Source organism: Haloprofundus sp. MHR1 (genome assembly GCF_005155585.1).
Classification (GTDB): domain Archaea; phylum Halobacteriota; class Halobacteria; order Halobacteriales; family Haloferacaceae; genus Haloprofundus; species Haloprofundus halophilus.
In genome coordinates this window covers 868,431-893,551 of the sequence record NZ_CP039833.1, presented here as the reverse complement: position 1 = coordinate 893,551, position 25,121 = coordinate 868,431, and the positions used below count along the sequence as shown (strand labels likewise).

Here is a 25,121-nt window from a genome sequence, read left to right as displayed (position 1 = left end):
ACGCGCCGCTGTGTCACGAATGAACGGGATTTAAGCGCCAGTCGAACCCTCACACGTACGCATGAAGCTTCACGAGTATCAGGCGAAGGATATCTTCGCCGACGCCGGGATTCCGATTCCGGAGTCGCAGCTCGCGACGAGCGTCGACGAGGCAGTGTCGGCGGCCGAGGAGATCGGCTACCCCGTCGCTATCAAAGCGCAGGTTCACGTCGGCGGCCGCGGGAAGGCCGGCGGCATCAAACTCGCCTCCGACGCCGAGGAGGCCCGGGAGTACGCCGACGACATCCTCGGGATGGACCTGAAAGGCTACACCGTCGAACAGGTGCTCGTCGAGGCCGGCGTCGACTTCACGAACGAACTGTACGTCGGTGTGACGATGGACCGCGGCGAGGGCAAACCCGTCGCCATGGTCTCCACGGAGGGCGGCGTCAACATCGAGGAAGTCGCCGAGGAGAACCCCGACGCCATCGCTCGTGAGCACATCGACCCGGCGTTCGGCCTGCACCCGTACCAGGCGCGGAAGGCCGTCTACGACGCCGGCGTCGACCAGTCGGTCGCGCGCGGCGTCTCCTCGATTCTCACGACGCTGTACGACCTCTACGAGGAGCGCGACGCCTCCGACATCGAGATCAACCCCGTGATGATCACGTCGGACGGCGACGTCGTCGCGGCCGACGCCGTGATGAACATCGACGACGACGCGCTGTTTCGGCAACCGGAACTCGCCGAGATGGAAGAGGAGACGTACGAGGACGACCTCGAACGGAAAGCCGGCGAGTACGGCTTCGACTACGTCCGCCTCGACGGCAACGTCGGCATCATCGGCAACGGCGCGGGGCTCGTCATGACGACGCTCGACCTCGTCGACTACTACGGCGGCGAGCCCGCGAACTTCCTCGACATCGGCGGCGGCGCGAAAGCCGAGCGCGTGACGAACGCGCTCGACATGGTGTTCTCCGACGAGAACGTCGACGCGGTCGTCTTCAACATCTTCGGCGGCATCACCCGCGGCGACGAGGTAGCCAAAGGCATCAACGAGGCGCTCGAATCGTTCGACGAGATTCCGAAGAAGGTCGTCGTCCGCCTCGCCGGCACCAACGCCGAGGAGGGCATGGAGATTCTGAACACCGACCTCGTGGAGGTCGAAGAGACGCTGGAGGAGGCGGTCCAGCGGGCGGTCGAAAACGCACAGGAGGCGAGCCAATGAGCATTCTCGTAGACGACGACACGCGCGTAGTGGTACAGGGCATCACCGGCGGTGAGGGCAAGTTCCACACCGGCCAGATGGAGGCGTACGGGACGAACGTCGTCGCCGGCGCGGTCCCCGGCAAAGGCGGCCAGGAGGTCGACGGCATCCCGGTGTACGACACCGTCGACGAGGCCGTCCGCGAGGAAGACGCCGACGCCTCGGTCATCTTCGTCCCGCCGGCGTTCGCCGCCGACGCCATCTTCGAGGCGCTCGACACCGACCTCGACCTCGCCGTCGCCATCACCGAGGGCATCCCGACCCAGGACATGGCGAAGGTGAACAAGCGCCTCTCGGAGGTCGACACCCGTCTGCTCGGCCCGAACTGCCCCGGCATCATCACGCCCGGCGAGGCGAAACTCGGCATCCTCCCCGGCAACATCTTCGCCGACGGCAACGTGGGTCTCGTCTCCCGCTCGGGGACGCTGACGTACCAGGTCGTCGACAACCTCACCGCCCGCGGCATCGGTCAGACGACCGCCATCGGCATCGGCGGCGACCCCATCATCGGCACCGACTTCGTCGACGCCCTCTCGCTGTTCGAGGAGGACGACGAGACCGAGGCCGTCGTCATGTGCGGCGAGATCGGCGGCGAAGACGAGGAGGAAGCCGCCGCGTTCATCGACGAGCACATGGACACGCCCGTCGCCGGCTTCATCGCCGGCCGGACCGCGCCGCCGGGCAAGCGCATGGGTCACGCCGGCGCTATCGTCTCCGGTAGCGGTACCGGCACCGCCGAGAGCAAGATCGACGCGCTCAACGACGCGAGCGTTCCCGTCGGCGACACGCCCGAGGAAGTCGCCGACAACATCGAGTCGTTCCTCTAATCGGGTCGGACCCGCCGGCGACCGTTCGCACTCTCTTTTCTCGCTACGACTCCGCCTCGATAGTGTTGCGGACGAGCCTGACCGTCCCGCGGCGGAGCCGCTCGGACGCCGCTTGTCCCGAGATACCGAGCTCGTCGGCGAGTTCGTCGAGACTCGCGCGCCGGGGGACGTCGAAGTAGCCGATCCGCACCGCCGACCGGAGCGCCGTTCGCTGCTTCTCGGAGAGCCCGTACCGTTCGGTCGTCTCCGGGCTCTCGGGCGTGTACAGCCGTTTGAGCGTGAACGACACCCCGCGTTCGCGGACGCGGCGGCGGAACTCGGCGAGCGCCTCCCGGTCGGGAAAACGCATCCGCATGTCGAAGCTGTCGTGCGTGGCGGTTATCTCCAACCGGGAGGCGCCGACGGCCGCCGCCATAGGGTAAAGCACCACGTCCGGGTCGATGCGCACTCGGTACAGTTTCTGGGTCTCGAACGTGTCGAGTACGTCGACCGAGAGCACGGTCTCGTCGTCTTCGAGCGCGGCCTCGAACGCCTCGAAGTCGCCGCCGGTCGCCCAGAACAGAAGGTACAACGGCGCCGAGTCGTCCGCCGAGAGTACCTCCTCGACGCGGATGCGCATCGACGGCGCCGCGTCCAGCGTCGACAGTAACGCGAGGTCCGGACTCGATAGCTCGAATTCGGCGATGTGACTCATACGTCATCTACGCGAGTATCGGATAAATGTCAACCGCCGAAGAATCGGGTCGGTCAGACCTGGTCGTCCGAGACGTCGTCGACGATGCCGGGGAGTGCACCGTCGAGGTGGAGGAGAGGCGTCCGCCGGCCGTCGGCGGTGTGGTATCGTTGGATGGCGTCGTTACGCGGCAATCGTCGCCGCCGCGATGAACGACCAGCGGGTGCCGGCGTCGGTCTCTTTCTTCTTTCGCTCTGCGGTCGGTGCGTCGCGTCGGTGTTTCCAGTGCATATTCGATACGAGGATTTACTCACTTATGAGTTTTTCGAGAATCTGATACGTTCGTCACCAACGACCACGACAGATGGACGGGGTGGTTTACCACGCCGTGGAACGCCGTACCGTGGGTCGTGACAGTCCGGGGCGTTCGGTTTCCAAAACAATTTACCACTGGTTGAGAACGTGTAGGCCGAGTTCCAGGTGCGTGCCGGAAACCGACCGTGACGGCCGGACGGCACCGGAACCAGAGACAACGATGAAGCAATCTACAATCCGACGCACCGCGTTGACCGCCGTCGTGGCGTTCACCGTGCTCGCCGCGACGATGGCCCTCCTCGCACCCGCGACGACGGGGACGGTCGCTGCACAGTCTGACGGAACCGCGAACGACTCCGCGAACGGAACCGCGACGCTCGAATACAACGACCAGACCGTCGAGAACCAGAGCGTCGTCGTCGAGGAGACGAACCTCTCGAACGGCGGTTACGTCGCCATCTTCGACGAGGGCGGCAACCTCGTCGGCCACTCCGACTACCTCGAATCGGGCGAGCAGACGAACGTCACGGTGTCGCTCAACGACTCGTTCACCGGCGACCAGGTGACCATCGCGACCGCGTACACCGACGACGGTGACGAGGCGTTCAACGAGTCCGCAGACGCCCCGTACCGAGAGAACGGCGCGCCCATCAGCAGCACGGCGTACGTGACCAGCGACGGTACGAGCGGTGAAACCACCACGTCGGCGGGCGACGAGACGACTACCGAAGACGGTGAGAGCTCCGAGGAGACGACGACCGAATCCTCCGAAACCGCCGAAGACGACGGTGCCGACGAGGCGACCAAAGACGGCGAAACCAGCACCGATGGACCCGGCTTCGGCGTCGTCGTGGCGCTCGTCGGTTTCCTGGGTGCGGTTGCGGTCGCACTCCGTCGCGTCTAAAGACGACTCGAACGGCGACCACCTATCTCTCTTCCGTTCTACGCGGTGTCGAGTTTCGACAGACAGCCGTGACAGAAGCGAACGCCGCGCGGATTCGGTGTCCCGCACGCTCTGCAGGCGACCGCGCCGGAGCGTCGACTGCGGCGCGCCGTCGGCGTCAGAGCGAACAGGCCGCTGCGCCCGAACTCCTCGTCGGTCTCGTCGAGCAGTCGCTCGACGAGGCGGTCGTCTCGGAGCGTGTGGAGGCCGTGCCAGAGACCGAGAAACAGCGCCGACGGCGCGACGATGACGAACCCGGCGACCAGTACCCGAAACAGCAGTTCCATCCGCCCCGAGGATAGTGAACGCCGGATATTGATGGTTTCGCAGGCTGAGACGACCGTCACGGCGGTAGGACGGTTCGACGACGGAGAACGCGAGACGCGGACGCGTCGGTGACGACAGTTGGTCGTCTGTCGGCCGAGGGTCAGTCGTCTGTCGGTTCGGCTTCGACGCTCGGCACGCTCCGGTCCGACGAGATGTTGACGTCGCGCCACGTCCCCCGGCGGTACCAGAGGATGGCGATGACGCCCCCGACGACGTTCGAGACGGCGAATCCGAGCCAGATACCCGACGACCCGAGACCGAGTCCGAAGTCGGCCGCTCCGAAGAAGGCCACCGGGAGGCGGACGAGGCCGAGCATCGACACCGAGATGACGGCGGCGACGACGGTCTTGCCCGCGCCGCGGAAGCTACCGACGAACGACTGGACGATGCCGATGAATCCGAACGTCGGCGCGACGTAGCGGAGGAACTCCGCGCCGATGCTGATGACCTCCTGGTTGTCGGTGAACACGCCGACGATGGGTCGGGCACCGAACCAGGTGAGCACGCCCAACGCCGAGAGAACGACGAACATCGTCAGCGCGGCGCTGTTGGCGGCCTTCTCGGCGCGGTCGGGCTTGTTCGCCCCGATGTTCTGACCGGTCATCGTCTCGACGCCGCGGGCGACGGCGAGCGCCGGCAGGAAGATGACCGACAACACGCGCGTCCCGACGCCGTAGGCGGCGACGACGTTCGTCGAGAACAGCCCGACGACGATGAGCAGCAGGTTGATGGAGATGGCTCGGCCGGAACCCTCGACGGACGCTGGGAGGCCGATGGCGAGCAGCTTCCGCGCGTAGCCGAAGTTCGGAGCCATGTCGCGGAGGTGGATCTCCACGCCGCGGGTGCCGTTGAACATGATAGCCAACCCGACGGCCAGCGCGAGCGCCCGCGAGAAGATGGTGGCGACGGCGGCGCCGGTGATGCCCGACCCGGTGTACCCCGTCGCGGCGAACAGCGTCGTCTGGAGGCTCTCCGCGCCGAGCATCGCGAACAGCGGGTTGTCGTCGAACCCGAAGATGAGAAACGGGTCGAGGAAGATGTTGAGGACGACGGAGCCGAACATGACGAGCATCGGCGTGACGGTGTCGCCGTAGCCGCGCATCAGCGCGACGAAGACGAAGAAGCCGAACATGAACATGAGGCCGAGCGAGATGACCTGCATGTAGCTCGTCGCCATCGGGAGCACCTCGGGGGAGGCCCCGAAGACGCTCAGCAGTTGCTCGACGAAGACGAAGCCGACCAGTCCGAGGACGAGCGCGGCGAGAAGCGAGAACGTCACCGTCTGCGACGCCGCGTACTCCGCTTTCTCCTCGTCGTTCGCGCCGGTGTGCTGGGCGACGAGGACGCTCCCGGCGACGGAGAAGCCCGTCCCGATGGAGATGAGCAGAAACACCATCGGGAACGCGAAACTGATGGCCGCGAGCGCGGCAGTGTCGTACTGACCGAGCCAGAACGTGTCCGCGAGGTTGTACGCCGTCTGCATCAGGTTCGTGAGGACGATGGGCAAAGAGAGGTAGAACAGCGGTTTCACGATGCCGCCGGAGGTGAGGTCGACGTCCTCGGGGCCTTTGAACACGCTGTCGATGCGGTCGAGCAGGCTCACTCGGCGCGCACCTCGGTTCGTCTCGGCGATTCGTCCGCTAACACGGTCGTCTGTACGTAGTCGTATATCATCTGTCTCATCTCGTCTGCGTCGTGACCGACCGCGACCCGCCGGGTCTGCGCGCCGTCGATGGCGGTGAGGAGGAACTCGGCGGTCCGTTCGGGGTCGACGTCGCCGTCGAACGCGCCCGACTCGACGCCGGAGTCGATGACTCCCTCGAACTCCGCGCGAAGGCGGCTCTCGAAGGCGAGCAGTCGCTCTCGGTACTCCTCTTCGTACGGGGCCTGTGCGGTCAGTTCGAGCATCGCCGTCTGAAACTCGCCGGCGTCGTCGCTTTCGGCGGACGGACAGGCGACGTCGAGGAGTGCGAACAGTTCCGCCGTCGGGTCGTCGGCGTCGATGGCCGCGATTTTCCGGGCGAACCGTTCGTCGAGGAACTCCAGAAACGAGACCAGGAGGTCGTGTTTGCCGTCGAAGTGGTAGTGGAGAGTCGCTTTGCTCTTCGAGCACTCGTCGGCGATGTCGCGCATCGTCAACGCGGCGTACCCCCGCTCGCAGAGCGCGCGGTACGTCGCGCGCATCAGTTCGTCCGTAGTGTCCTCGCTCATCTCGGGTCGACTTCCGACTGACTGGTCGGTCAGGTCTTGGTCGTACTAACCGACCGGTCAGTTAAACTGTTTCGCAACCGGTCGGGAGTGCTGGTGTGGTATCGAGAGTCGTGCGCGCAGCGGTGAAATCGGACCCAGAGGCACGTCCGCGTCCGTTTCGTCGGAGGAATGGAGCAGTTCGAGCTTCGGTCGTTCCGCTCGCTCCGTTCGCTTCACTCCCGAGTTCGAATGCCGTCGTCACGTTCGATTCCGCGAACGCTTTGTCCTGCCCGCGCTGCGCCGTTGCTATCACGCGTCGTCGCGAGGAATCAGAAGATGGGTTGGGGCAGATTTGAACTGCCGACTTCCTCCGTGTGAAGGAGGTATCATAACCAGACTAGATCACCAACCCGGCACTCGGTCGTACCCGCGGATAGGACTTAAGGATTTTCTTGTCCGACCGCGGCGTCTTCCGACCGACATCGCCGCCGCCGACTCGATTCTCCGCATATCCGCGCGTTCCGAGGCGTTTTAGGTAAACCTAAATCGTAACGCTTTTTGCCAATCTTAGGCTAACCTAAAACACGGTGTTGTGACCGTGCCTGTCCGGTCTCGTCAGACACCGCATCTGTCCCAACCCCGGCGTCCGTGGGCATCATCTCGGACTCACCGGGTTCTCTCAGTCTCGCTCCGACGAGCGGTCAGTACGTCGGCGACTCCTCCTTCTCGCCGTCGCGGGCGTTGACCGCCCGTCCGAAGACGAACAGCGCGTCCGACAGCCGGTTGAGATACGTCACCGCGTGGTCGTTCACCGGTTCGTCGGTGGCGAGCGCGACGGCGCGGCGTTCGGCCCGGCGGACCACTGCCCGAGCGTGGTGCAGCGCCGCCCCCGACTCGCTCCCGCCCGGCAGGATGAACGACTGCAGCGGTTCGAGCTCCTCGTCTATCTCGTCGATCCACTGTTCTAGCCGTTCGACGTGTTTCTCGCGCACCTGCGGGTCGCCCTCGTCGGGGTCGGGGTTCGCAAAGTCCGCCTGGATGATGTGCAGATGGTTCTGGACGCGTTCGAGTATCTCGTCGATGTCTTCGTAGCCGGTCGGTCGAAGCGTGCCGACGAGCGCGTTCGCCTCGTCGACGGTGCCGTAGGCCTCGATGCGCGGACTCGTCTTCGAGACGCGCGACATGTCCTTGAGGTCGGTCAGTCCCTCGTCACCGCGGCCGGTGTAGATCTTCATCGCGCCAGCGTCTTCTCGATGTACCGGAGGATGTTCTCGCTCTCGCCCATCGTCACTCCGCGGTCGGTGTCGACGAGAACGGGAACGGCACGCTGGCCGCTCACGCGCTTGACTTCGTCCCGGTCGGAGTGCATCGCCTCCGTCCAGTGCGTCTCGTAATCGACGTCGTTCTCCTGCAGCGCGTCGTGGACCTTCTCGCAGTACGGACAGCCGTCCAGCGCGTAGAGTTCGGTGGCCATGCCCGGTCGTAGGTGCGCGCCCGTCAAAGAGGTTCGCCCGCGGGGACAGTCGGTCGAAAATCGGTGCGGCGAATCGAGTCACGGACGGCAGTCGAGCGAAACTCGGTATCGTAGTATACAGTGTATGGGCGGTCCAGCGACTCGGTACGCGCCGCTCGACGCCGCCGCGTAATCGACAGTATCCGGGGCTCTCTCCGCACCCCCGCCGATGGCGACCGACGCCGAACCAACATCTTCAACACACCACACGCGCGAGATACCGACATGAGCCTCGAAATGGAACACGACTGCCCGAGTTGCGGCGGGAGCCAGGAGTTCTACCGCTCGGCCAGTACGAACGTCCACCTCGGCGAGAAGACGAAGTGGCGCTGCACCGAGTGCAACTACGGATTCGTCCTCATCGACGGCATCGACAGCACGCAGTAACGACCGCCGAGTAGTTCTCTCGCTCAGTCTGACCGCCGACAGCTCGGACTGTACTTCCGGAGTTCGCCGATTTATCTGCCTGCTCTAGAGGCGTCGTCGGAGACTGACCGGCGACGCATACACTATTTATTGCGATATCGAAAAACCGTCTACGGGGAAGTGTGAAGTCCGCCGAACAGTTTCCCGCGTCGTCGGACACGCGTCGACCGAGAAATGCCTTTGATACTCTGTGACGAACTGCCCGCCGTGTACTCACGAATCAATCTCGCGGACGTCGACGCCCACGAGGCGGATGTAGCCGACGCGCACGTGAAACCGGTCGGCTACCACCTCCGTCCCGCGCAGATGCGGCCGAACGTCTGGACGTTCGAGAGAGGCGAATCGACGCCGTCTCACTACCAGGAGCAACAAGAGGAGCTGTACGCGGTTCTCGACGGTCGATTCGAGTTCCGAATCGAAGACGAGACGCTCGAACTCGTTCCCGACGACTACGTCGTCGTCGAACCGCAGGCGAGGCGGCGGTTGACCGCCGTCGAGAGCGGGACGGTGCTCGTCGTCGGCGCGCCGAACGTCAAAGACGACGGCGTCGTGCTCGACGAGGAGTAACTGCGTTACTCGTCGCCGTCGAGCGCCTGCCACGACAGTCGCGGATTGCGCGCGGCGCTCACCTGGTCGATGCGTCGGGCGGTCGTCCGCGACGGCGCGTCGGCCAGCGTCTCCTCGTCGTCGCCGGCGGCGGCGTTGAACGCCGCGGCGAGGTCGTCGAGCGACTTCTTCGTCTCTATCTCGGTCGGTTCCGTCAGCATCGCCTCCGGCACCATCTCGGGCCACTTCGTCGTCGGCGGGTGGACGCCGTAGTCGAGCATCCGCTTCGCCACGTCGGCGGCGTCCTTCTCGCCGGCGGTGGCCGCGAACTCGTGGTGGAACGGGCCGTACGGGATGTCGAACTCCACCTGCGAACCGAGGTAGTTCGCGTTCAGCACGGCCTTGGCGCTCGCGTCGAGCAGCCCCTCGTCGCCGAGGCGCGCGATGTAGGCGTACGCCTTGACGAGCACGAGCCAGTTACCTTGGAAGCCGTGGACTTTCCCGACCGACCGCTCGGGGTCGAACAGCTCGTAGCCGGAGCCGGACGACCGCTCGCGCACCCGCGGCGCGGGGAGGAACTCGGCGAGTTCGTCGACGACGCCGACCGGACCGGCGCCGGGACCGCCGCCGCCGTGCGGCGTCGCGAACGTCTTGTGGACGTTGTAGTGCATGATGTCGAACCCCATGTCGCCCGGCCGAGCGCGGCCGAGCAACGCGTTGAGGTTCGCACCGTCGTAGTAGAGCAACCCGCCCGCGTCGTGGACCGTCTCCGCGATCCGCTCGATGTCGCGCTCGAACAGTCCGACGGTGTTCGGGTTCGTCAGCATCAGCGCCGCGGTGTCGTCGCCGACGGCGGCTTCGAGCGCCTCGACGTCGACGCGGCCGTCCTCGGCGGAGGGGAGTTCGACCACGTCGTAGCCGGCCATCGCCGCGCTGGCGAAGTTCGTGCCGTGGGCGCTGGCGGGGATGATAACCTCGTCTCTGTCCTCGCCGTTGGCCTCGTGGTACGCCTTCGCGACGAGGATGCCCGCGAACTCGCCGGCGGCCCCGGCGGGCGGTTGGAGCGTGACGGCGTCCATGCCGCCGATTCTGGCGAGGTACTCCTGCAAGCCGTGGAGCAGTCCGAGGCTCCCCTGCACGCTCCGCGCCGAGCGGTCGGGATGCACCGCGCCCTTGGGGTCGGCGGCGACCTCCTCGGTGAACTTGGGGTTGTACTTCATCGTACAGGAGCCGAGCGGGTACGGTCCGCTGTCGATGCTCCAGTTCATCTGCGAGAGCCGCGTGTAGTGACGGGCCAACTCGGGTTCCGAGAGCGCCGGGAGCTCGACGGAGTCGCGCGTCAGGTCGTCGGGAAGCGGCGAGTCGTCGCCGCCGACGTCGACCTCGCTCGTCCCTTTCTCCGACAGCAGCGGTTCGTACTGACCGTTCTCGACGTATCTCGCCTGGTCGTGAATCATCAGAGCACCCCCTCGAAGGCCGCGACGAGTTCGTCCGCCTTGTGCGCGTTCGCGTCGGTGATACACACCTGTAGGAGGTGTTCGCCGACGACGTGGACCGCGTATCCCTCGGTTTCGAGGTCCCCGGCGATGGCCGCCGCCGGCTGGTCGCAGCGGACGACGAACTCGCGGAAGTGGTGGCGGTCGTGCACCGGCGCTTTGAGCCCCACGAGCGCGTCGAGGCGCTCTGCGAGGGCGGCCGCGTCGCGGACGCAGTCCTCCGCGAGGTCGACGAGTTCCGAGGGGCCGAGCCACGCGAGGTGGATGGCTGCGCGGAGCGCCACCCACGCCTGATTCGTGCAGATGTTACTCGTGGCACGCTCGCGGCGGATGTGCTGCTCGCGCGTCTGCAGCGTCAGCGTGTACGCGCGCCTGTCGGCAGCGTCTTCGCTCACGCCGACGAGGCGGCCGGGAACCTGCCGGAGATACTCCTCGCGCGTGGCGAACAGACCGAGGCCCATGCCGTACGCGTTCGGAAGGCCGAGCACGCCGGCTTCGCCGACGACGACGTCAGCGCCGACGCTCGCGGGTTCTTCGAGGAGCGCGAGCGCGACGAGGTCCGTGCCGAGGCAGAACAGCGCGTCGTTCTCCGAGGCGAGCTCGCCGATGTCGGCGAGTCGTTCCTCGATGGTGCCGCGGACCGTCGGGTTCTCCGCGTAGACCATCGCCGTCTCGTCGTCGACGAGTTCGGCGAGCGCCTCGACGTCGACGTTGCCGTCGTCCATCGGGTACGTCTCGACGGTCATCTCCGTGCCGGCGAGGTAGTTGTCGAGGACGCCGCGCTTGCCCGAGCGCAGGAACTCGGGGACGAGTACCCGCGTGCCGCTGGCCTGTCGAACTCGGTCCGCGAGACGAGCGGCCTCGGCGAGCGCCGTCGCCGAGTCGTACATCGAGCAGTTCGCCACCGGAAGCCCGGTGAGTTCGACCAACATCGACTGGTACTCGAACAGCGCCTGCAGGAACCCCTGCGTGATCTCGGGCTGGTACTGGGTGTAGCTCGTCAGGAACTCCGCGCGCTGCGAGAGGTTGTCGACGATGGAGGGGACGTAGTGGTCGTAGTGCCCGCGTCCCATGAACTCCGTGAGGTCGTCGTTTCTCCCGAGCAGCGCCGTCAGTTCGCGCCGAAGCGCCTGCTCGCTTCGCGGTTCGATGCCGAACTCGCCGTCGAAGCGAACGCCTTCGGGGATGTCGAACAGCGCCTCCTCGTCGTCGACGCCGACGGCGTCGAGCATCGCGGCGGTCTCGCCCTCCGCGTGCGGTGCGTACGGACTGCCTCGTTCTCGCGTCATTCGGTCTGCTCGCGGTACTCCTCTGCCGTCAGTAGCTCGTCGAACTCTCCGTCGTCCGCCGGTTCGACTTCGAGCATCCACCCCTCCGCGTACGGGTCGTCGTTGACGAGTTCGGGCTGGTCGAACAGCGCCTCGTTGACGCCGACGACGGTGCCCGAGATGGGCGCGTAGAGGTCCGACACCGCCTTGATGCTCTCGACGACGCCGAACTCGTCGCCCTTGGTGAGTTCGCTCCCCTCGTCGGGCAGTTCCACGAACACCACGTCGCCGAGTTCGTCCTGGGCGAAGTCGGTGATACCGATTCGCGCCACGTCGTCGGTGCTGGTCCACTCGTGCGATTCCATGTACCGCAGGTCGTCAGGTACTTCGAACATCTATTTATCCTCCAGAAACGGTGTGTTCACGATCTGTGCGCGCTTTTCGTCGCCGCGAACGACGACCCGGACGCGCGTGTCCGGTTCCGCGTGGTCGGTTCGAACGTAGCCCAGCGCGATAGCTTCTCCGAGCGTCGGACTCATCGTCCCGCTGGTCACGTGACCGATTTTCTCCCCGCTTTCGTCGCGGAGTTCGTAGCCGTGGCGGGCGATGCCGCGTTCGGCGAGTTTCAGGCCGACGAACCGCTCGTCGACGCCGTCTTCTTTCGCCCGTTCGAGCGCGTCGCGCCCGACGAACTCGGTGTCGAGGTCGACGGTGAACGCGATGCCCGCCTCGTAGGGGTTCCGCGGCTCCTCCTCGGGGTCGAAATCCTCTCCGGACAGCAGGAACCCCATCTCGATTCGGAGCGTGTCGCGCGCGCCGAGGCCGCAGGGCTGGCAGTCGAACTCGCTCCAGACGGACTCGGCGGCGTCCCACGGACAGAGCACCTCGAAACCGTCTTCGCCGGTGTAGCCCGTGCGTGCGACGAGACAGTCCGCGCCCGCAATCTCGGCGTACGTCGCCTCGAACCGCGAGCAGTCGAGAACGTCGGAGCCCGCCGCGTCGGCGACGAGGCCGGGCGCGTCCGGCCCCTGGACGGCGAACATCGCCCACTCCTCGGTCTGGTCGTCGACGGCGGCGTCGAGACCCCACTCGTCGCGGTGGCTGGTCCACCGCTCGTACATCTGCTCGTCGTGGCCCGCGTTCGGGATGAACAGATACGTCGGGTCCGCCGAGTCGGAGTTGTCCAACTCGTCGGGCAGCGCGTAGACGACGGTGTCGTCGAGGATGACGCCCGACTCGTCGGTGATGCAGGAGTACTGCGAGTCGCCCGGGTCGAGCGCCGTCACGTCGTTGGTCGTGAGTCGCTGCATCAACTCGGTCGCGTCCGGCCCGGACACCTCGATCTCGCTCATGTGCGAGACGTCGAAGATGCCCGCCGAATCGCGGACCGCGGCGTGTTCGGTGCGGATGGAGTCGAACTCCACCGGCATCTCCCACCCGCCGAACCCGGTGAACTTCGCCCCGCGGTCGGCGTGGACCTCCCGCAGTGGCGGCTTCCGATGGGCCATATCAGTGGCTTGGTTCGGGGTAAGTAATGCTTTGGTATCTCCTCCCGCGTGACTACCGACGATATGCGCGTCTGTGCATCGGGAGTACGAGAGAGACGAGTTCGTCGGCCTCGAACCCGGAATTCACCGGTTCTCTATGCACGAACGTGTGAAACGACGCGAGTTGGACGCGCTCCGAACCGACGTGTCGGACGAAGGTTTATATACCTGCTCGTGGTGGTATTTACTATGATTGTAGCAAAGATTTCTGAGCAGACTCAGACCGAGGTCGCCACTACTACCGAACGCCGCACTGCAACTTTTGCCGAGATGAGTCGCGCGATGAGAATCTTCTGAGTTCCCCCATCCCTGCTGTTTCTCCGTCTCTATTGTTTCTCCGTCTCTTCCGCTTTCACGCCCACTGACGGGTCGTCGAGGCTGTTCGCGTCGCTCGACGACGTTCGGAGTCCCCGTCGTAACAGTCCACGTAAACCAAATGTGGAGATACGAAAACGGCGTGGTCGCGATGTTCACAGTTTCGGAGGATGGCCTATTTTCAGGACAAATTTGCTTTTCATCGGGATACCACAGGGCGCACTAAGAGAAGAAGTGACGGAGACCTCGGTCACTGTTGGATGGTTGTCAGAAAACGAACGACTTCTTCCACATCTCTCGAGCGTTGCCACTCACAAAAGGCTGACCGAGTCTTTCTGCCTGCTTAGTCTGGCGGAATCAGCGCTGAAGCAACCAGTTCGATGCATTCACCCGCAGTCAACACAGGCGCGTTGTCCATCTCCTCACCGACACCGGCCCTCAACAGGAGATCGGTGAGTCGCCAGATATTGTACAACAGACCGGCGAAGACGAAGTAGAACAGTCGAACACGGTAATCTCTCGACGAGGTTTTCGCCAGGAAATCGTGCTTGATCGATTTGTACTTACTCTCGATCCACCACCTGCTACTGTAGCGTCGGCAGAACGACTCTGCGTTTTCCGGTCCCACGGCGACGTTGGTTGCAAAGACCGCTGTACTCTCGCTGTTCGTAGTCGGAACGTACAGGAACTGCATCGCGTGCGACCCCGATTCGACGTGGACTGTTGCTGGCTCAACGGCGACGTTCTGCCCGTCTTTCTCCATCTGCACCAACGCAGCTCGCTCGGTGCTGGTGATTCGCTTGGGGATGAGATAGTTAACATTGAGGTTCGACAGTGTCTGGAACACGTCCATCGAGTCAAACTCGCGGTCGCATAGCACTGTCTCGATAGGAACGAGTTCCTTCGCTCGCCGTACAAGTCGACGAACGACTCGGTGAATTCGGTTTGGCGGGTTGTCGTCCCACGGCGAGCTCTCTCGTACTGGCTCGATAGCTAGTAAGAACGGGGCGTTCTGCCCGACAATCGAGAGCGTCGCGTATTTGAACGCTCGTTCGGGATGGTTCTTGGTCCCGCTGACCATTGGCATCTCCTCGACATCACCATAGTACGGAAGAATCGTAATGTCGATCGCTACGGTCACTGGACGACGAAACAGCGCTTCAGAATGAACCGTAGAGATGAGTCGTTCAGTTGCCTCGTGGAATCCGTCGATCAACTGCTCGCGAGAGAATTTTTTGACCGCTCGGAGATGGGTGTCGCCGTGTGGACCGTATTCGATTCCGCGACGAAATTTGAATCGCGCTGCTCCCTGAGCGGTTCCACAGCCGACCATTCCCATGAACGTCTGTAACTCGAAAAATCGCGTATCGTCGTAAGAAGCATTCCCAGCTCTTCCCGAGTCGAATGAGCTAAAGCAACTTTCACGAGCGAGCCGTGTCGCCCGGAAGATCTCTTCATCAGTGAACTCAATCTTCTCTGTGCCTTCCGCTACAGAATCTTCTGGGTAGCTTTCTTCTGAATCAACCACCTCGTGTTTAGGTCGTATCCCAGCTACTGGTGGGTCATAGTCGTGAACTTCTTTGACGAGTAAATGCGCACCCCTTCTGACAAACTCGCGTGTCGCTCGGTCGAAGCGCTTGCGCCATGTTCGTGAGAGGACCGATTCGTCGGGAATACGCCTGAGTCCGAAGGCTGACGCGAGTTCTTGATACTGTGTGAGTTCACGATAGCTACAGCCGGTGATTTCGCGGTAGAAGAAGAGCTTGAGCATTCCTTCGAATGGGTACGGGGCAGGGTGCCATTCGGGATATCCATCTTTGAGGATGCCAAACCTGTTATCGAGTTTTCTGAATGCATCGGGAAGAGAGTTGCCGTCTCGGAGTTTCTCTCGCAAATCAAGTCCAACAAGGAATGCATCAGTCAGTTGCTCATTAGTGCAGCTATTCATCCTCGTGATTCTACTTTCCGACGAAATTGAACCTGACTGTTGATTATCCAATCCTTTTTGAATTCTCTAAACCTATGTGTAGAATATGAAAATGGTGTGCACAGAAATTATTCTTGAATACATGGACCGCGACAGTACAGGTATTAAGTACACGAATGTACGACGCTAACACCTTCTGGATATCTAGTGACTTTGAGACCAATTAAAGGAAGGTCGTCACAATTTGCAGTAACGTACGAGATAATCTCGTTCTTGTCTCTGTGAACAGTTACCACAATAGCGAAACCGCGTGGAAGGTCTCCAATTGAACTGTTGACCGATTCGTTGGCACCAAGAGTGAAGTTTCCATGTAGCCGTGCTGACTCTGGTACTTCTACCTTTGTATAAGTCCTATTGTCTCCCGGACTGGATGGACCTACTCCTTCTCCAATCGCAAAGGTTCCTTGTCTGCCGTCGCTAAGATGAAGTGTGAGATTTGCAGGCAAGTCCACCACATACACCTTAAAGAAGGTCGTGTCATTTACAAGATTCTCAGCAACAAACTCTACTGGCTCCTCTTGATCTACTGGTGCGTCAATTACTGAGTCGAGACATCCTGCAGTAAGAACCAGCAAAATAATTACACATACTCGGGATTTCACCATGTAAAAAATAAACAGTCAGACTATTTGTATGTTTCCACTTAGATAGGGTTGTCGATATTCGCTGGGAATAGTGGGTCGGGTAACGCCTCCTCAATGCCTTCAGATAGGAGTACATCTCCAGTGTCACGTCCAAAAGCAACTGGATGTGATCCAGCACCGAGACGGAATCCATTCCTGTAACCGAAGGATCCAGCTGCATCAAACGGAGTTAGGCCCACAGTGTTCCCTTCTCGCGCGAAATTTTCAAAGGCGATATGGCCTAGATACTGATCAGTTGTCCACTGGATTCCCTCCTCAAATACACTTTGGTCCTCTTTTCTTCCGCCCATGTACAGTGCGTGTGCGGGATACCGGCTTGCGTCCCACATCCGAGCTAACTTCGTACCATCAGCCATGAAAACGAAGTCAGTGAAGGTGTAGAACGTGGTGATTTGATACTTGTATGATATGTACCATGCTGGTAGAGCCAAGCCCGTTCCGGAAATAATTGCTGCCAACTCTCCCTCGGATTTTGCCCGGTCCAGATAGTAGTCACTTCCTCCATATATTATCGACCCACGGATGCCGTCAACTCCGTCGATAGTTACTCTGTCAATAGCCGTGTGTGGTCCTTTTACAATAGAGGGATGGTAGTCACCAGGCTGGTTAGAGTCATAGTAGTCGAGTTCATTACGGAATGGATTCCCTTCCCCTTCCAGTGTAATAGACGCTTGATTACTTTCGTCAAACACGACCTCCCAAGCGTCGTCGCTATCAGGTATTGTGAGTCCATCTGGGGTGTTGAACCCAATTTCGATGACAGAGTTCATCCGGTATCTGGGGAACGGCCGGTCATACTCATCCAGTGATGGATTTTTGTCGCCGAGAGCTTCATCAAGGCTAGCCGGTCGATCAGTGGAGAAATCTCCGTGGAACCAGTCATCAAAGAGCCACGGGATAGCACTGTCCGTTGGATCAATGTTCTCATTATATCCTGGGATCGTTGTAACCGAATTTACTTGCTCGGTTTGGTCCCATCCAGGCTGAAGTGTCATTGGGCACCTCCTTTCCAAAGGAAGGTATCACCATCAACTGTTTCCTCTATATCTCCGTTTCCAAGTTTCTCAATTCTGTAGGTTACTTCTGCAGCGTTTGAGTACTTGTATCTTCCAGTCTGGACTGTACTAGATTGAGTGTCAATTATCTCGTCGACTCTCATTCCGTGCGCTCGTTCGAGATCTTGGTGTTTACAGACATTTCTCGCATAGGTCACATCATTTTTTACAGCTGTCATGTAGACATTGTCGATATACACTGTACCGTTGTAGGCGAAGCCGTCTGCTGGTGGATGGTCAGTCGGGTACCATACGATTTCAATGCGTTCTGGTGTCGCTAGGGCCGTATCGCTGACACTACTCATGTCCCAAGCAATTTGCATACTACATCCTTGGTCGACAATCATCTCTGGTGATTCTTCGACACCACCTGTATCGCCATGGTGATACCTGAATCGGAAACTTACAGGAGAGTCAGAACCTTCGACTGACATCGGGAGAACGTGAGCGAGCACGTGCGGGTGATTCGAACAATTCACTTGCTGGAGTCGTAGTTCATTTTGTATCGAAGGCTCAGAGTCACCGTTGACAGACACCTCAAGTGTATGACTGTCCCGAGCGACCCCGGCTATGTCTCCATTGACTCGGGATATGGAATTCCCATTGCTCGTTTCCCATCCGTCCATCTCTGACTCGAATCGACCGAGTGCAGTCGTCTCGTCAATTACGACATTGTCATAGTATGCAGACCCACCAGAAGCGATGTATGCGTAATAACCGATGCCGCCATCACGCCACGTCCAATCTTCTGCAGAGATTGTTGTAATGGCAGTATTTGACTCATCGTACACTGTCACTTTGTGCTCTCCTTCACCTCCCCATTTTATTTTGACCTGATACCATACATCCTCAGAGAGTGAGAATCCGGACGTAGAGACCGCGAGGAGATCATTCCCACCACCTGCACTCTCCTTGTAGAGGAAGAGATTGTCATTCGGGAAGTGTAACTTCACGTAATATTTTCCCATATCCCCCTGAACTCCGTAACCAAAGTTCAGTGAGTCGGCACCTCCTGTCGCACGAACGCGGTACGAGAAAATGTCGCCCGGGCAGGGGTAATTTTCGAGACCGCTTTCGCTGTAAAGCTCAGTGTTTGTTCCGTCGATTTCGAGAGCATTCGATCCCTCAAAAACGGGCTGAGAGACAATACTTGCACCAGACTCCCCATAAGAGAAGGTATACTCGCTGAGGTTTCCATCTTCAAAATCATCGATAACTGGAATACTCGGTGGGGTAGGTGTTCCGCCAGTATCTGACTGAGCAACGTAGTCAAAGTACGCTCTTCCTCCAGACGCAATATATGCGTAGAAACCAATTCCTCCGTCGCTCCAAGTCGAATCATTACCACTGAAGGTTGTTATTGTCGAGCCGCTATCGTCAAGAACGGTCACAGTATGATCGCCGTTAGTTGACCAGTCGACTTCGACCTCATACCATGAGTCTTCTGAGAGCGAGAATCCAGTAGTTGCAGACCCTAACAACGTTGATCCCGAATCTTCCTTATAGAGAAAGACATTACTATTCGGGAAATGGATTTTGACAAGATATTGCTTATTGTCGTTGGTGACACCATATCCAAAGTTCACGGTATCGGCTCCTCCGGTAGCGCGCACTCTATAAGAGAATGTATCTCCAGCTTGTGGATAATCATCTAGTCCAGAGACACTATAAAGCTCAGTATCTGTGTTATCAATCTCTAGCGCGTATGAGCCGCTGTACGTCGGTGATGTAACGGTGGTTGCACCAGACTGACCTGATGCGAAAGTATAATTTCCAAGGTCGTTTTCGAAGTCTTCGAAGACGGTAGTTACTGCTTGAACTGATTCAACCCCGAGTGTTCCAACACTAGCTCCACCCAGTGACATCCCGGCTCCAGCGCCCAATCACCCGAAGAAGTGAGCGTCTTCCTAAGTTGATCCTCGATTTATTGTCTACTTTCGTGACTTTATTTTCTTGCACACATTCAGGCTATATTGGATATACATAAGTATTTGTGCAGCATTCAATGTGTGAGAATACTATCTCTTCGTACCGTGTGGTAATCAGTGGAAGTGTTCCCGCTCCGGAGGACTTCTGCGAAAAGAAAATCAGAATCGATAGGGAATACCGTTTCCAGTCATATAGGGTTGAAAGAAAGACACGCATCGAAATCATCCTCCGAGACTGTGCGATGTTGCGGACCGCCGGCTCGAACCTTCTGCAGTTTCCGGGTGCGTAATCAGTCGACGGTGCCGACTTCCGGACGTTCGTCCAGCGCGGCGACGACCCGGTCGAGGTGGTCGGGACCGCTGCCCTCGACGGCCACGGAGAGTTCCGTCTGCGCCGGGTCGACGCCCGAGCGCGGCGGCAGACGCGATATCTCGTCGACGGTCGCACCCGCCCCTTCGACGGCTTCGGCCACGGCACCCAGCGACCCCGGCCAGTCGTCGACGGTCAGCCGAAGCGTCCGGTACCGCCCCAGTTCGGCGAGGCCGGCTTTGGCGTAGTCGGCGAACTGCGTGAGGTCGATGTTCGCGCCGCAGACCGGCACCGCCACCGTCTCGCCGGTCACGTCGAGGTAGTCGCCGACCAGCGCCGCGAGGGCGACGGCTCCGGCCGATTCGGTGACGAGTTTCGAACGCTCGGCGAGGAGCGCCATCGCCGCGGTTACGTCGGCGTCGGTGACGTCGACGACTTCGTCGACGCGTTCGCGGACGTGCCGGAACGTGTACTCTTCCGTCTTGCTGGCCGCGATGCCCTCGGTGATGGTGTCGATGGAGTCACGCTCGTACACCTCGCCCCGTTCGAGGGACTCGCTCATGTGCGCGCAGCCCTCGGTCTGGACACCGACGACCCGTGCGTCGGTGTGCGCTTTCACTGCCGTTGCGATACCCGAGATGAGCCCCCCGCCGCCGATGGCGACGATGACGGTGTCGACGTCGGGCACGTCCTCGACTATTTCGAGCCCGACGGTTCCCTGTCCGGCGATGACCGCGCGGTCGTCGAACGGGTGGACGAACGTCGCGCCCCGCTCCTCGGCGATAGCCATCGCCCGCGCGTACGACTCCTGGTACACGTCGCCGTGGACGACGACCTCCGCGCCGTAGCCCCGTGTCGCCTCTATCTTCGCCATCGGCGTCACCTCGGGCATCACGATGGTCGCGTCCGCGCCGTGGGCCGCCGCCGCCGACGCGACGCCCTGCGCGTGGTTGCCGCCGCTGGCCGCGACGATGCCGCCGTCGAGTTCGGATTCGCTCAACTGAGCGATGCGGTTCGACGCGCCGCGGATCTTGAACGATCCCGTTCGCTGGAGCGATTCGAGTTTGAGGTGGACGCTGTCGGCTCCACAGCGCTCGGCGAACGTACGGGAGCTATCGACGGGCGTGCGCTTGACGACGCCGTCGAGGCGTTCCGCGGCCGCTTCGACGTCGCCTCGCGTCACGAGTTCTTCGGTCATACGGGAGCGTGACGGTCGGGTCGCTTAACGCCGTCGTCGTCGGAAATCGACGCGGAGAACAGCTTGTCAGCGGGTTTTTCCGGCGTCGACGGGGCTATACGCGCTCCGCGAGAGCGGGAGCCGTGAAGATCATCGAGTCGGCAGTCGTCGAGTTGACCCGGACGCTCGTCGAACGCCCCAGTCCGAACCCGCCGGGCGGCGAGGGCCCCGTCGTCGACGCGCTGGTCGAGTATCTCGAAGCCAGTCCCGTCGAGTGGACGCTCGAGCGCGAGGAACTCGAACCGGGGCGACCGAATCTCGTCGCACGCGCAGGAAACCCCGAACACGGCCGATTGCTCCTGACCGGCCACACCGACGTCGTTCCCGCCAACGCCGACGACTGGACGGGCGACCCGTACGAACTCCGGCGCGAGAGCGACGGGCCCGACGGCGACCGTCTCGTCGGTCGCGGCGTCGCGGACATGAAGGGTGCTCTCGCCGCCAAAGTCGTCGCTGCCGAGGCGTTTCTGACCGGCGACGACGCCGACAGCTCCGCCGACCCCGGCGAAGTCGTCCTGGGCTTCGCCATCGACGAGGAACGCGGCGGTCCGGGCACCGAGCGAATCGCGGAGGCAGTCGGCGACGTCGACGCCGCGGTCGTCGGCGAACCGACGGACCTCCACGTCGCCATCGCGCAGTACGGCGCGCTCGACTGGGAGCTGGTCGTGTGCGGCCGCGAGAGCCACTCGGGCCGACCCGACCGCGGCATCAACGCCATCGACGGGATTCGCTGCGCGCTGAACGGCGTCGCCGACCTCGCCGAGGAAGTCGCCGCCGAGGACCACCCGATTCTCGAACCCGGCCCGACCATCACCGTCACGGAAATCGAAGGCGGGTCCGCCCCGCACGTCGTCCCCGGCGAGGCCCGAGCGACCGTCTCGTGGCGGACGCTCCCCGAGGGACCGGACCCCGAGAACTACGACGAACGGATGCGAGCGGCCGTCGAGTCGGGTCTCGTCGACGCGCCGCCCGTCGAGTTCGAACTCCGCCGGACGCTCACCGTCGACGCCGCGGGTATCGACGCCGACCACCCGCTGGTTCGGCAAACGGTCGACGCCGCCGGCGACGCCGGCGTCGAGAGCGACGTCGTCGGGTTCAACGCCGGCAGCGACACCCGTCATCTCATCCCCCGCGGCATCCCCGCCGTGCTGTTCGGTCCGGGAACGATAGAGGACGACGCCCACACCGTCGACGAGTCCGTCGCCGTCTCCGACCTGATCGCGACCGCCCGCGTCTACGAGCGGTTGCTGGAGCGGTATCTGCTAGCGACCGACGACTGAGACGAGTCGTCCGGTCGTCGGCCGTCGCCCGTCGCCCCCTTCCAATCGGTACGAAGCGAACGTCGTCTGAACACCCTGCACACTATGGAACTCTCGAAAATTGTGGGATTTGTCCGCGGCGACCCGCCTGCAGGCCGTCTCGGCCGCCCCCGACCCGCCGCGCAAATACAGGCCCTACGGTTACCACGGTCAGTGTGGGGCTAGTAGATGCTATGCCAGTTGGTGACCTCGCAACCGAAGACGTCGTCACGGTCGACCCGAGCACGACAATCAAGGAGATCGCGCAGCAGTTCTCGTCGGAGGGCGTCGGTTCCGTCGTCGTCGTCGAAGACGGCGAACCGCGCGGTATCGTCACCGACAGGGAGATCGCGCTCGCTGTCGGCGAACACGACGACATCTCGGAGATGACCGCCGAAGACGTCATGGCGGAGAACCCCGAGACCATCAACCAGAACGAGGAAGGGTTCGCCGTGGCGAAGAAACTCGGCGAGGCGAAGGTACGCCGACTCCCCGTCGTCGACGACGACGGCAAACTCGTCGGCATCGTCACGCTCGACGACGTGGTGGCCACCGTCGGCGAGGAGATGACGAGCATCGCCGACGTCATCGAGTCGCAGTCGCCGGGCTACTCGGCGTAGACCACGCCTCCCGACGCCCTCGGCGCTCACGGACTCCTTATATTTCGACGACACTCTGTCGATGCCGAGTATCGTTCGTTCCGTATAGTGTCAACGGTAAGTGTGTTCAACCGACGTACTGGAGGCAACCGTTTTGCTCTCGTACAACATAAACCACCTGACAGGCGCGCGGCGCCTGCGTTACCATGTCACAGGACAAACCACACCAGAACTTAGCTATCATCGGTCACGTCGACCACGGCAAGAGCACGCTCGTCGGGCGTCTGCTGTTCGAGACGGGGTCGGTACCGGAGCACGTCATCGAGCAGCACCGAGAGGAGGCCGCCGAGAAAGGGAAAGGCGGCTTCGAGTTCGCCTACGTGATGGACAACTTGGCCGAAGAGCGAGAGCGCGGCGTCACCATCGACATCGCCCACCAGCGCTTCGACACGGACAAGTACTACTTCACCATCGTCGACACGCCCGGTCACCGCGACTTCGTCAAGAACATGATTACGGGCGCGTCGCAGGCCGACCACGCCGTGTTGGTCGTCGCCGCCGACGACGGCGTCGCGCCGCAGACGCGCGAACACGTGTTCCTCTCGCGGACGCTCGGTATCGAGACGCTCATCGTCGCGGTGAACAAGATGGACACCGTCGACTACGAGGAGGACCGTTACCGCGAGGTCGTCGACGACGTGAAGCAGCTGCTCACCCAGGTCCGCTTCGACACCGACGACGCGCGCTTCATCCCCATCTCGGCGTTCGAGGGCGACAACATCGCCGAGCACTCCGAGAACATGACGTGGTTCGACGGGCCCACGGTACTGGAGGCGCTGAACAACCTGCCCGAGATGTCGCCGCCGACGGACGCGCCGCTGCGCCTCCCCATCCAGGACGTCTACACGATTTCGGGTATCGGGACCGTCCCGGTCGGCCGCGTCGAGACCGGTATCCTCGAGACGGGCGCACAGGTCTCGTTCCAGCCGTCGGACGTCTCGGGTGAAGTGAAGACCATCGAGATGCACCACGAGGAGGTCGACCGCGCCGAACCCGGCGACAACGTCGGCTTCAACGTGCGCGGCGTCGGCAAGGACGACATCCGCCGCGGCGACGTCTGCGGTCCCGCCGACGACCCGCCGAAAGTCGCCGAGACGTTCCAGGCGCAGATCGTCGTGATGCAGCACCCCTCGGTCGTCACCGCGGGCTACACGCCGGTCGTCCACGCCCACACGGCGCAGGTCGCCTGCACCATCGAGTCCATCGACCAGAAACTCGACCCCGCCTCGGGCGAGGTCGCCGAGGAGAACCCGGACTTCATCAAAGCCGGCGACGCCGCCATCGTCACCCTGCGCCCGCAGAAACCGCTCAGCATCGAGCCGTCGAGCGAGATTCCGGAACTCGGCTCGTTCGCCATCCGCGACATGGGTCAGACCATCGCCGCGGGCAAGGTGCTGAAGGTCAACGAGCGGTAACCCGGTCCGCTTTTTATGCCGAACCTCTCCGATACCGTCGCCGTCGTCACCGGTGCGAGCAGGGGCGTCGGCCGCGGTATCGCCCTCTCGCTCGGTGACGCGGGTGCGACCGTCTACGTGACCGGCCGGAGCGTCGTCGACGACACGACCGAGAACCTGCCGGGGACGGTCACCGAGACGGCCGAACTCGTCGCCGACGACACGACCGAGAACCTGCCGGGGACGGTCACCGAGACGGCCGAACTCGTCGCCGACCGGGGCGGCGAGGGTATCGCCGTCCGGTGCGACCACACCGTCGACGCCGACGTGGAGGCGCTGTTCGCGCGAGTCGACGACGAACAGGGCCGCGTCGACCTGCTCGTCAACAACGTCTGGGGCGGCTACGAGGGCTACGACGAGACGTTCGACGACCCGTTCTGGACGCAGTCGATGGACCGCTGGTCCGGGATGTTCGACGCCGGCGTCCGCGCGCACTACGCCGCGAGTCGACTCGCCGCCCGACGGATGGTCGACCGGGGAGAGGGTCTCGTCGTCAACGTCTCCTCGGGTGACGGCGACAAGTATCGGGGCAGCGTGATGTACGACGTCGCCAAGACGGCCGTCGACCGGATGGCGAAGGCGATGGCCCACGAACTCCGCGACCGCGGCGCCGCGGCAGTCTCGCTGTATCCAGGGTTCGTCCGAACCGAGCGCGTCGTCCGCGCGTTCGAGGAGACGGGCGAGGAAGTGCCCGAAGAGACGCACTCTCCGGAGTACGTCGGCCGCGCCGTCACCGCGCTCGCCGCCGACCCCGACGTGATGGGGAAGTCGGGGCAGGTACTCGTCACCGGCGCGCTCGCGCGCGAGTACGGCTTCACCGACACGGACGGCACGCAACCGCCGCCGTTCGAGTTAGACACCGAACCGCTCTGAGGCGAGGCCGGGGGGTAGCGGGGCGTCCGACGAGCCGTCGAGGT

At 62.3% G+C, this 25,121-nt stretch carries 24 protein-coding genes and 1 tRNA gene; 9 read left to right on the top strand and 16 right to left on the bottom strand.

Going from position 1 to position 25,121, the window contains the following annotated elements; genetic code table 11:
- Positions 1 to 61 precede the first annotated feature (61 nt).
- Positions 62 to 1,207: an ADP-forming succinate--CoA ligase subunit beta gene (gene sucC, locus FCF25_RS04445; RefSeq protein ID WP_137047459.1), complete on the top strand. Its 1,146-nt coding sequence runs from the start codon at positions 62 to 64 to the stop codon at positions 1,205 to 1,207.
- Positions 1,204 to 2,073, top strand: coding sequence for a succinate--CoA ligase subunit alpha (gene sucD / locus FCF25_RS04440; protein ID WP_137047458.1), 870 nt, complete (start codon positions 1,204 to 1,206; stop codon positions 2,071 to 2,073). Before sucC ends, sucD begins: the two co-directional genes overlap by 4 nt.
- Before the next feature lie 43 nt (positions 2,074 to 2,116).
- Here sucD and FCF25_RS04435 read toward each other — a convergent pair whose 3' ends face one another.
- Positions 2,117 to 2,767, bottom strand: a complete 651-nt coding sequence (locus FCF25_RS04435; protein ID WP_117594962.1) for a helix-turn-helix domain-containing protein — start codon at positions 2,765 to 2,767, stop codon at positions 2,117 to 2,119.
- 514 nt (positions 2,768 to 3,281) lie between these two features.
- On the opposite strand from FCF25_RS04435, the gene FCF25_RS04430 reads away from it, so the two are divergent.
- Entirely contained in the window at positions 3,282 to 3,965 is a 684-nt protein-coding gene (locus FCF25_RS04430) for a PGF-CTERM sorting domain-containing protein (protein WP_137047457.1), read from the top strand.
- 38 nt (positions 3,966 to 4,003) lie between these two features.
- On the opposite strand, the gene FCF25_RS04425 is transcribed toward FCF25_RS04430, so the two are convergent.
- The 6 genes from FCF25_RS04425 to FCF25_RS04400 all read right to left on the bottom strand — a co-directional run bounded on the left by FCF25_RS04425 (position 4,004) and on the right by FCF25_RS04400 (position 7,995).
- Positions 4,004 to 4,291 (bottom strand): zinc ribbon domain-containing protein, encoded by a 288-nt coding sequence (locus FCF25_RS04425; protein ID WP_117594960.1) that lies wholly within the window; start codon positions 4,289 to 4,291, stop codon positions 4,004 to 4,006.
- Positions 4,292 to 4,431: 140 nt separating this feature from the next.
- The gene (locus FCF25_RS04420; RefSeq protein ID WP_137047456.1) at positions 4,432 to 5,934 is read right to left on the bottom strand and encodes an MATE family efflux transporter; all 1,503 of its coding nucleotides are present in this window, start codon (positions 5,932 to 5,934) and stop codon (positions 4,432 to 4,434) included.
- Entirely contained in the window at positions 5,931 to 6,542 is a 612-nt protein-coding gene (locus FCF25_RS04415) for a TetR/AcrR family transcriptional regulator (RefSeq protein ID WP_137047455.1), read from the bottom strand. The genes FCF25_RS04420 and FCF25_RS04415 overlap by 4 nt, the downstream gene beginning before the upstream one ends.
- A gap of 316 nt (positions 6,543 to 6,858) precedes the next feature.
- Positions 6,859 to 6,933, bottom strand: a tRNA-Val gene (locus FCF25_RS04410).
- A gap of 289 nt (positions 6,934 to 7,222) precedes the next feature.
- On the bottom strand, positions 7,223 to 7,756 hold the full coding sequence (locus FCF25_RS04405) for a cob(I)yrinic acid a,c-diamide adenosyltransferase (protein ID WP_137047454.1): 534 nt from the start codon (positions 7,754 to 7,756) through the stop codon (positions 7,223 to 7,225).
- A complete protein-coding gene (locus tag FCF25_RS04400) occupies positions 7,753 to 7,995 on the bottom strand; it encodes a glutathione S-transferase N-terminal domain-containing protein (RefSeq protein ID WP_137047453.1) in 243 nt (80 codons plus the stop codon). The genes FCF25_RS04405 and FCF25_RS04400 overlap by 4 nt, the downstream gene beginning before the upstream one ends.
- 264 nt (positions 7,996 to 8,259) lie before the next feature.
- Here FCF25_RS04400 and FCF25_RS15500 point away from each other — a divergent pair, with 264 nt between their 5' ends.
- Positions 8,260 to 8,421 carry a hypothetical protein gene (locus FCF25_RS15500; protein ID WP_168191204.1) on the top strand — a complete coding sequence of 54 codons (162 nt, stop codon included), beginning with the start codon at positions 8,260 to 8,262 and terminating at the stop codon, positions 8,419 to 8,421.
- A gap of 246 nt (positions 8,422 to 8,667) precedes the next feature.
- Positions 8,668 to 9,027 carry a cupin domain-containing protein gene (locus tag FCF25_RS04395; protein WP_137047452.1) on the top strand — a complete coding sequence of 120 codons (360 nt, stop codon included), beginning with the start codon at positions 8,668 to 8,670 and terminating at the stop codon, positions 9,025 to 9,027.
- A gap of 5 nt (positions 9,028 to 9,032) precedes the next feature.
- On the opposite strand, the gene gcvPB is transcribed toward FCF25_RS04395, so the two are convergent.
- The 9 genes from gcvPB to ilvA form a co-directional block, all read right to left on the bottom strand.
- Positions 9,033 to 10,463: an aminomethyl-transferring glycine dehydrogenase subunit GcvPB gene (gene gcvPB, locus FCF25_RS04390; protein ID WP_117594954.1), complete on the bottom strand. Its 1,431-nt coding sequence runs from the start codon at positions 10,461 to 10,463 to the stop codon at positions 9,033 to 9,035.
- A complete protein-coding gene (gene gcvPA, locus FCF25_RS04385; protein ID WP_137047451.1) occupies positions 10,463 to 11,791 on the bottom strand; it encodes an aminomethyl-transferring glycine dehydrogenase subunit GcvPA in 1,329 nt (442 codons plus the stop codon). Before gcvPA ends, gcvPB begins: the two co-directional genes overlap by 1 nt.
- The gene (gene gcvH / locus FCF25_RS04380; RefSeq protein ID WP_117594952.1) at positions 11,788 to 12,165 is read right to left on the bottom strand and encodes a glycine cleavage system protein GcvH; all 378 of its coding nucleotides are present in this window, start codon (positions 12,163 to 12,165) and stop codon (positions 11,788 to 11,790) included. The genes gcvPA and gcvH overlap by 4 nt, the downstream gene beginning before the upstream one ends.
- Entirely contained in the window at positions 12,166 to 13,278 is a 1,113-nt protein-coding gene (gene gcvT, locus FCF25_RS04375; protein WP_137047450.1) for a glycine cleavage system aminomethyltransferase GcvT, read from the bottom strand.
- Positions 13,279 to 13,975: 697 nt separating this feature from the next.
- Complete coding sequence (locus tag FCF25_RS04370; protein WP_137047449.1) at positions 13,976 to 15,580, bottom strand: transposase; 1,605 nt, start codon at positions 15,578 to 15,580, stop codon at positions 13,976 to 13,978.
- A gap of 143 nt (positions 15,581 to 15,723) precedes the next feature.
- Entirely contained in the window at positions 15,724 to 16,224 is a 501-nt protein-coding gene (locus FCF25_RS04365; RefSeq protein ID WP_137047448.1) for a hypothetical protein, read from the bottom strand.
- Positions 16,225 to 16,262: 38 nt separating this feature from the next.
- Positions 16,263 to 17,258 carry a hypothetical protein gene (locus FCF25_RS04360; RefSeq protein ID WP_137047447.1) on the bottom strand — a complete coding sequence of 332 codons (996 nt, stop codon included), beginning with the start codon at positions 17,256 to 17,258 and terminating at the stop codon, positions 16,263 to 16,265.
- Entirely contained in the window at positions 17,255 to 19,183 is a 1,929-nt protein-coding gene (locus tag FCF25_RS04355; RefSeq protein WP_137047446.1) for a hypothetical protein, read from the bottom strand. Before FCF25_RS04355 ends, FCF25_RS04360 begins: the two co-directional genes overlap by 4 nt.
- A 353-nt stretch (positions 19,184 to 19,536) precedes the next feature.
- A complete protein-coding gene (gene ilvA / locus FCF25_RS04350) occupies positions 19,537 to 20,754 on the bottom strand; it encodes a threonine ammonia-lyase (RefSeq protein WP_137047445.1) in 1,218 nt (405 codons plus the stop codon).
- Positions 20,755 to 20,876: 122 nt separating this feature from the next.
- Between ilvA and FCF25_RS04345 the strand changes: the two genes are divergently transcribed.
- The 4 genes from FCF25_RS04345 to FCF25_RS04330 all read left to right on the top strand — a co-directional run bounded on the left by FCF25_RS04345 (position 20,877) and on the right by FCF25_RS04330 (position 25,077).
- On the top strand, positions 20,877 to 22,073 hold the full coding sequence (locus FCF25_RS04345) for a M20 family metallopeptidase (protein ID WP_168191203.1): 1,197 nt from the start codon (positions 20,877 to 20,879) through the stop codon (positions 22,071 to 22,073).
- Between the two features lie 212 nt (positions 22,074 to 22,285).
- The gene (locus FCF25_RS04340; protein WP_137047443.1) at positions 22,286 to 22,711 is read left to right on the top strand and encodes a CBS domain-containing protein; all 426 of its coding nucleotides are present in this window, start codon (positions 22,286 to 22,288) and stop codon (positions 22,709 to 22,711) included.
- 185 nt (positions 22,712 to 22,896) lie between these two features.
- A complete protein-coding gene (gene tuf, locus FCF25_RS04335) occupies positions 22,897 to 24,165 on the top strand; it encodes a translation elongation factor EF-1 subunit alpha (RefSeq protein WP_117594947.1) in 1,269 nt (422 codons plus the stop codon).
- A gap of 15 nt (positions 24,166 to 24,180) precedes the next feature.
- Positions 24,181 to 25,077, top strand: coding sequence for an SDR family NAD(P)-dependent oxidoreductase (locus FCF25_RS04330; protein WP_137047442.1), 897 nt, complete (start codon positions 24,181 to 24,183; stop codon positions 25,075 to 25,077).
- Positions 25,078 to 25,121: the final 44 nt, after the last annotated feature.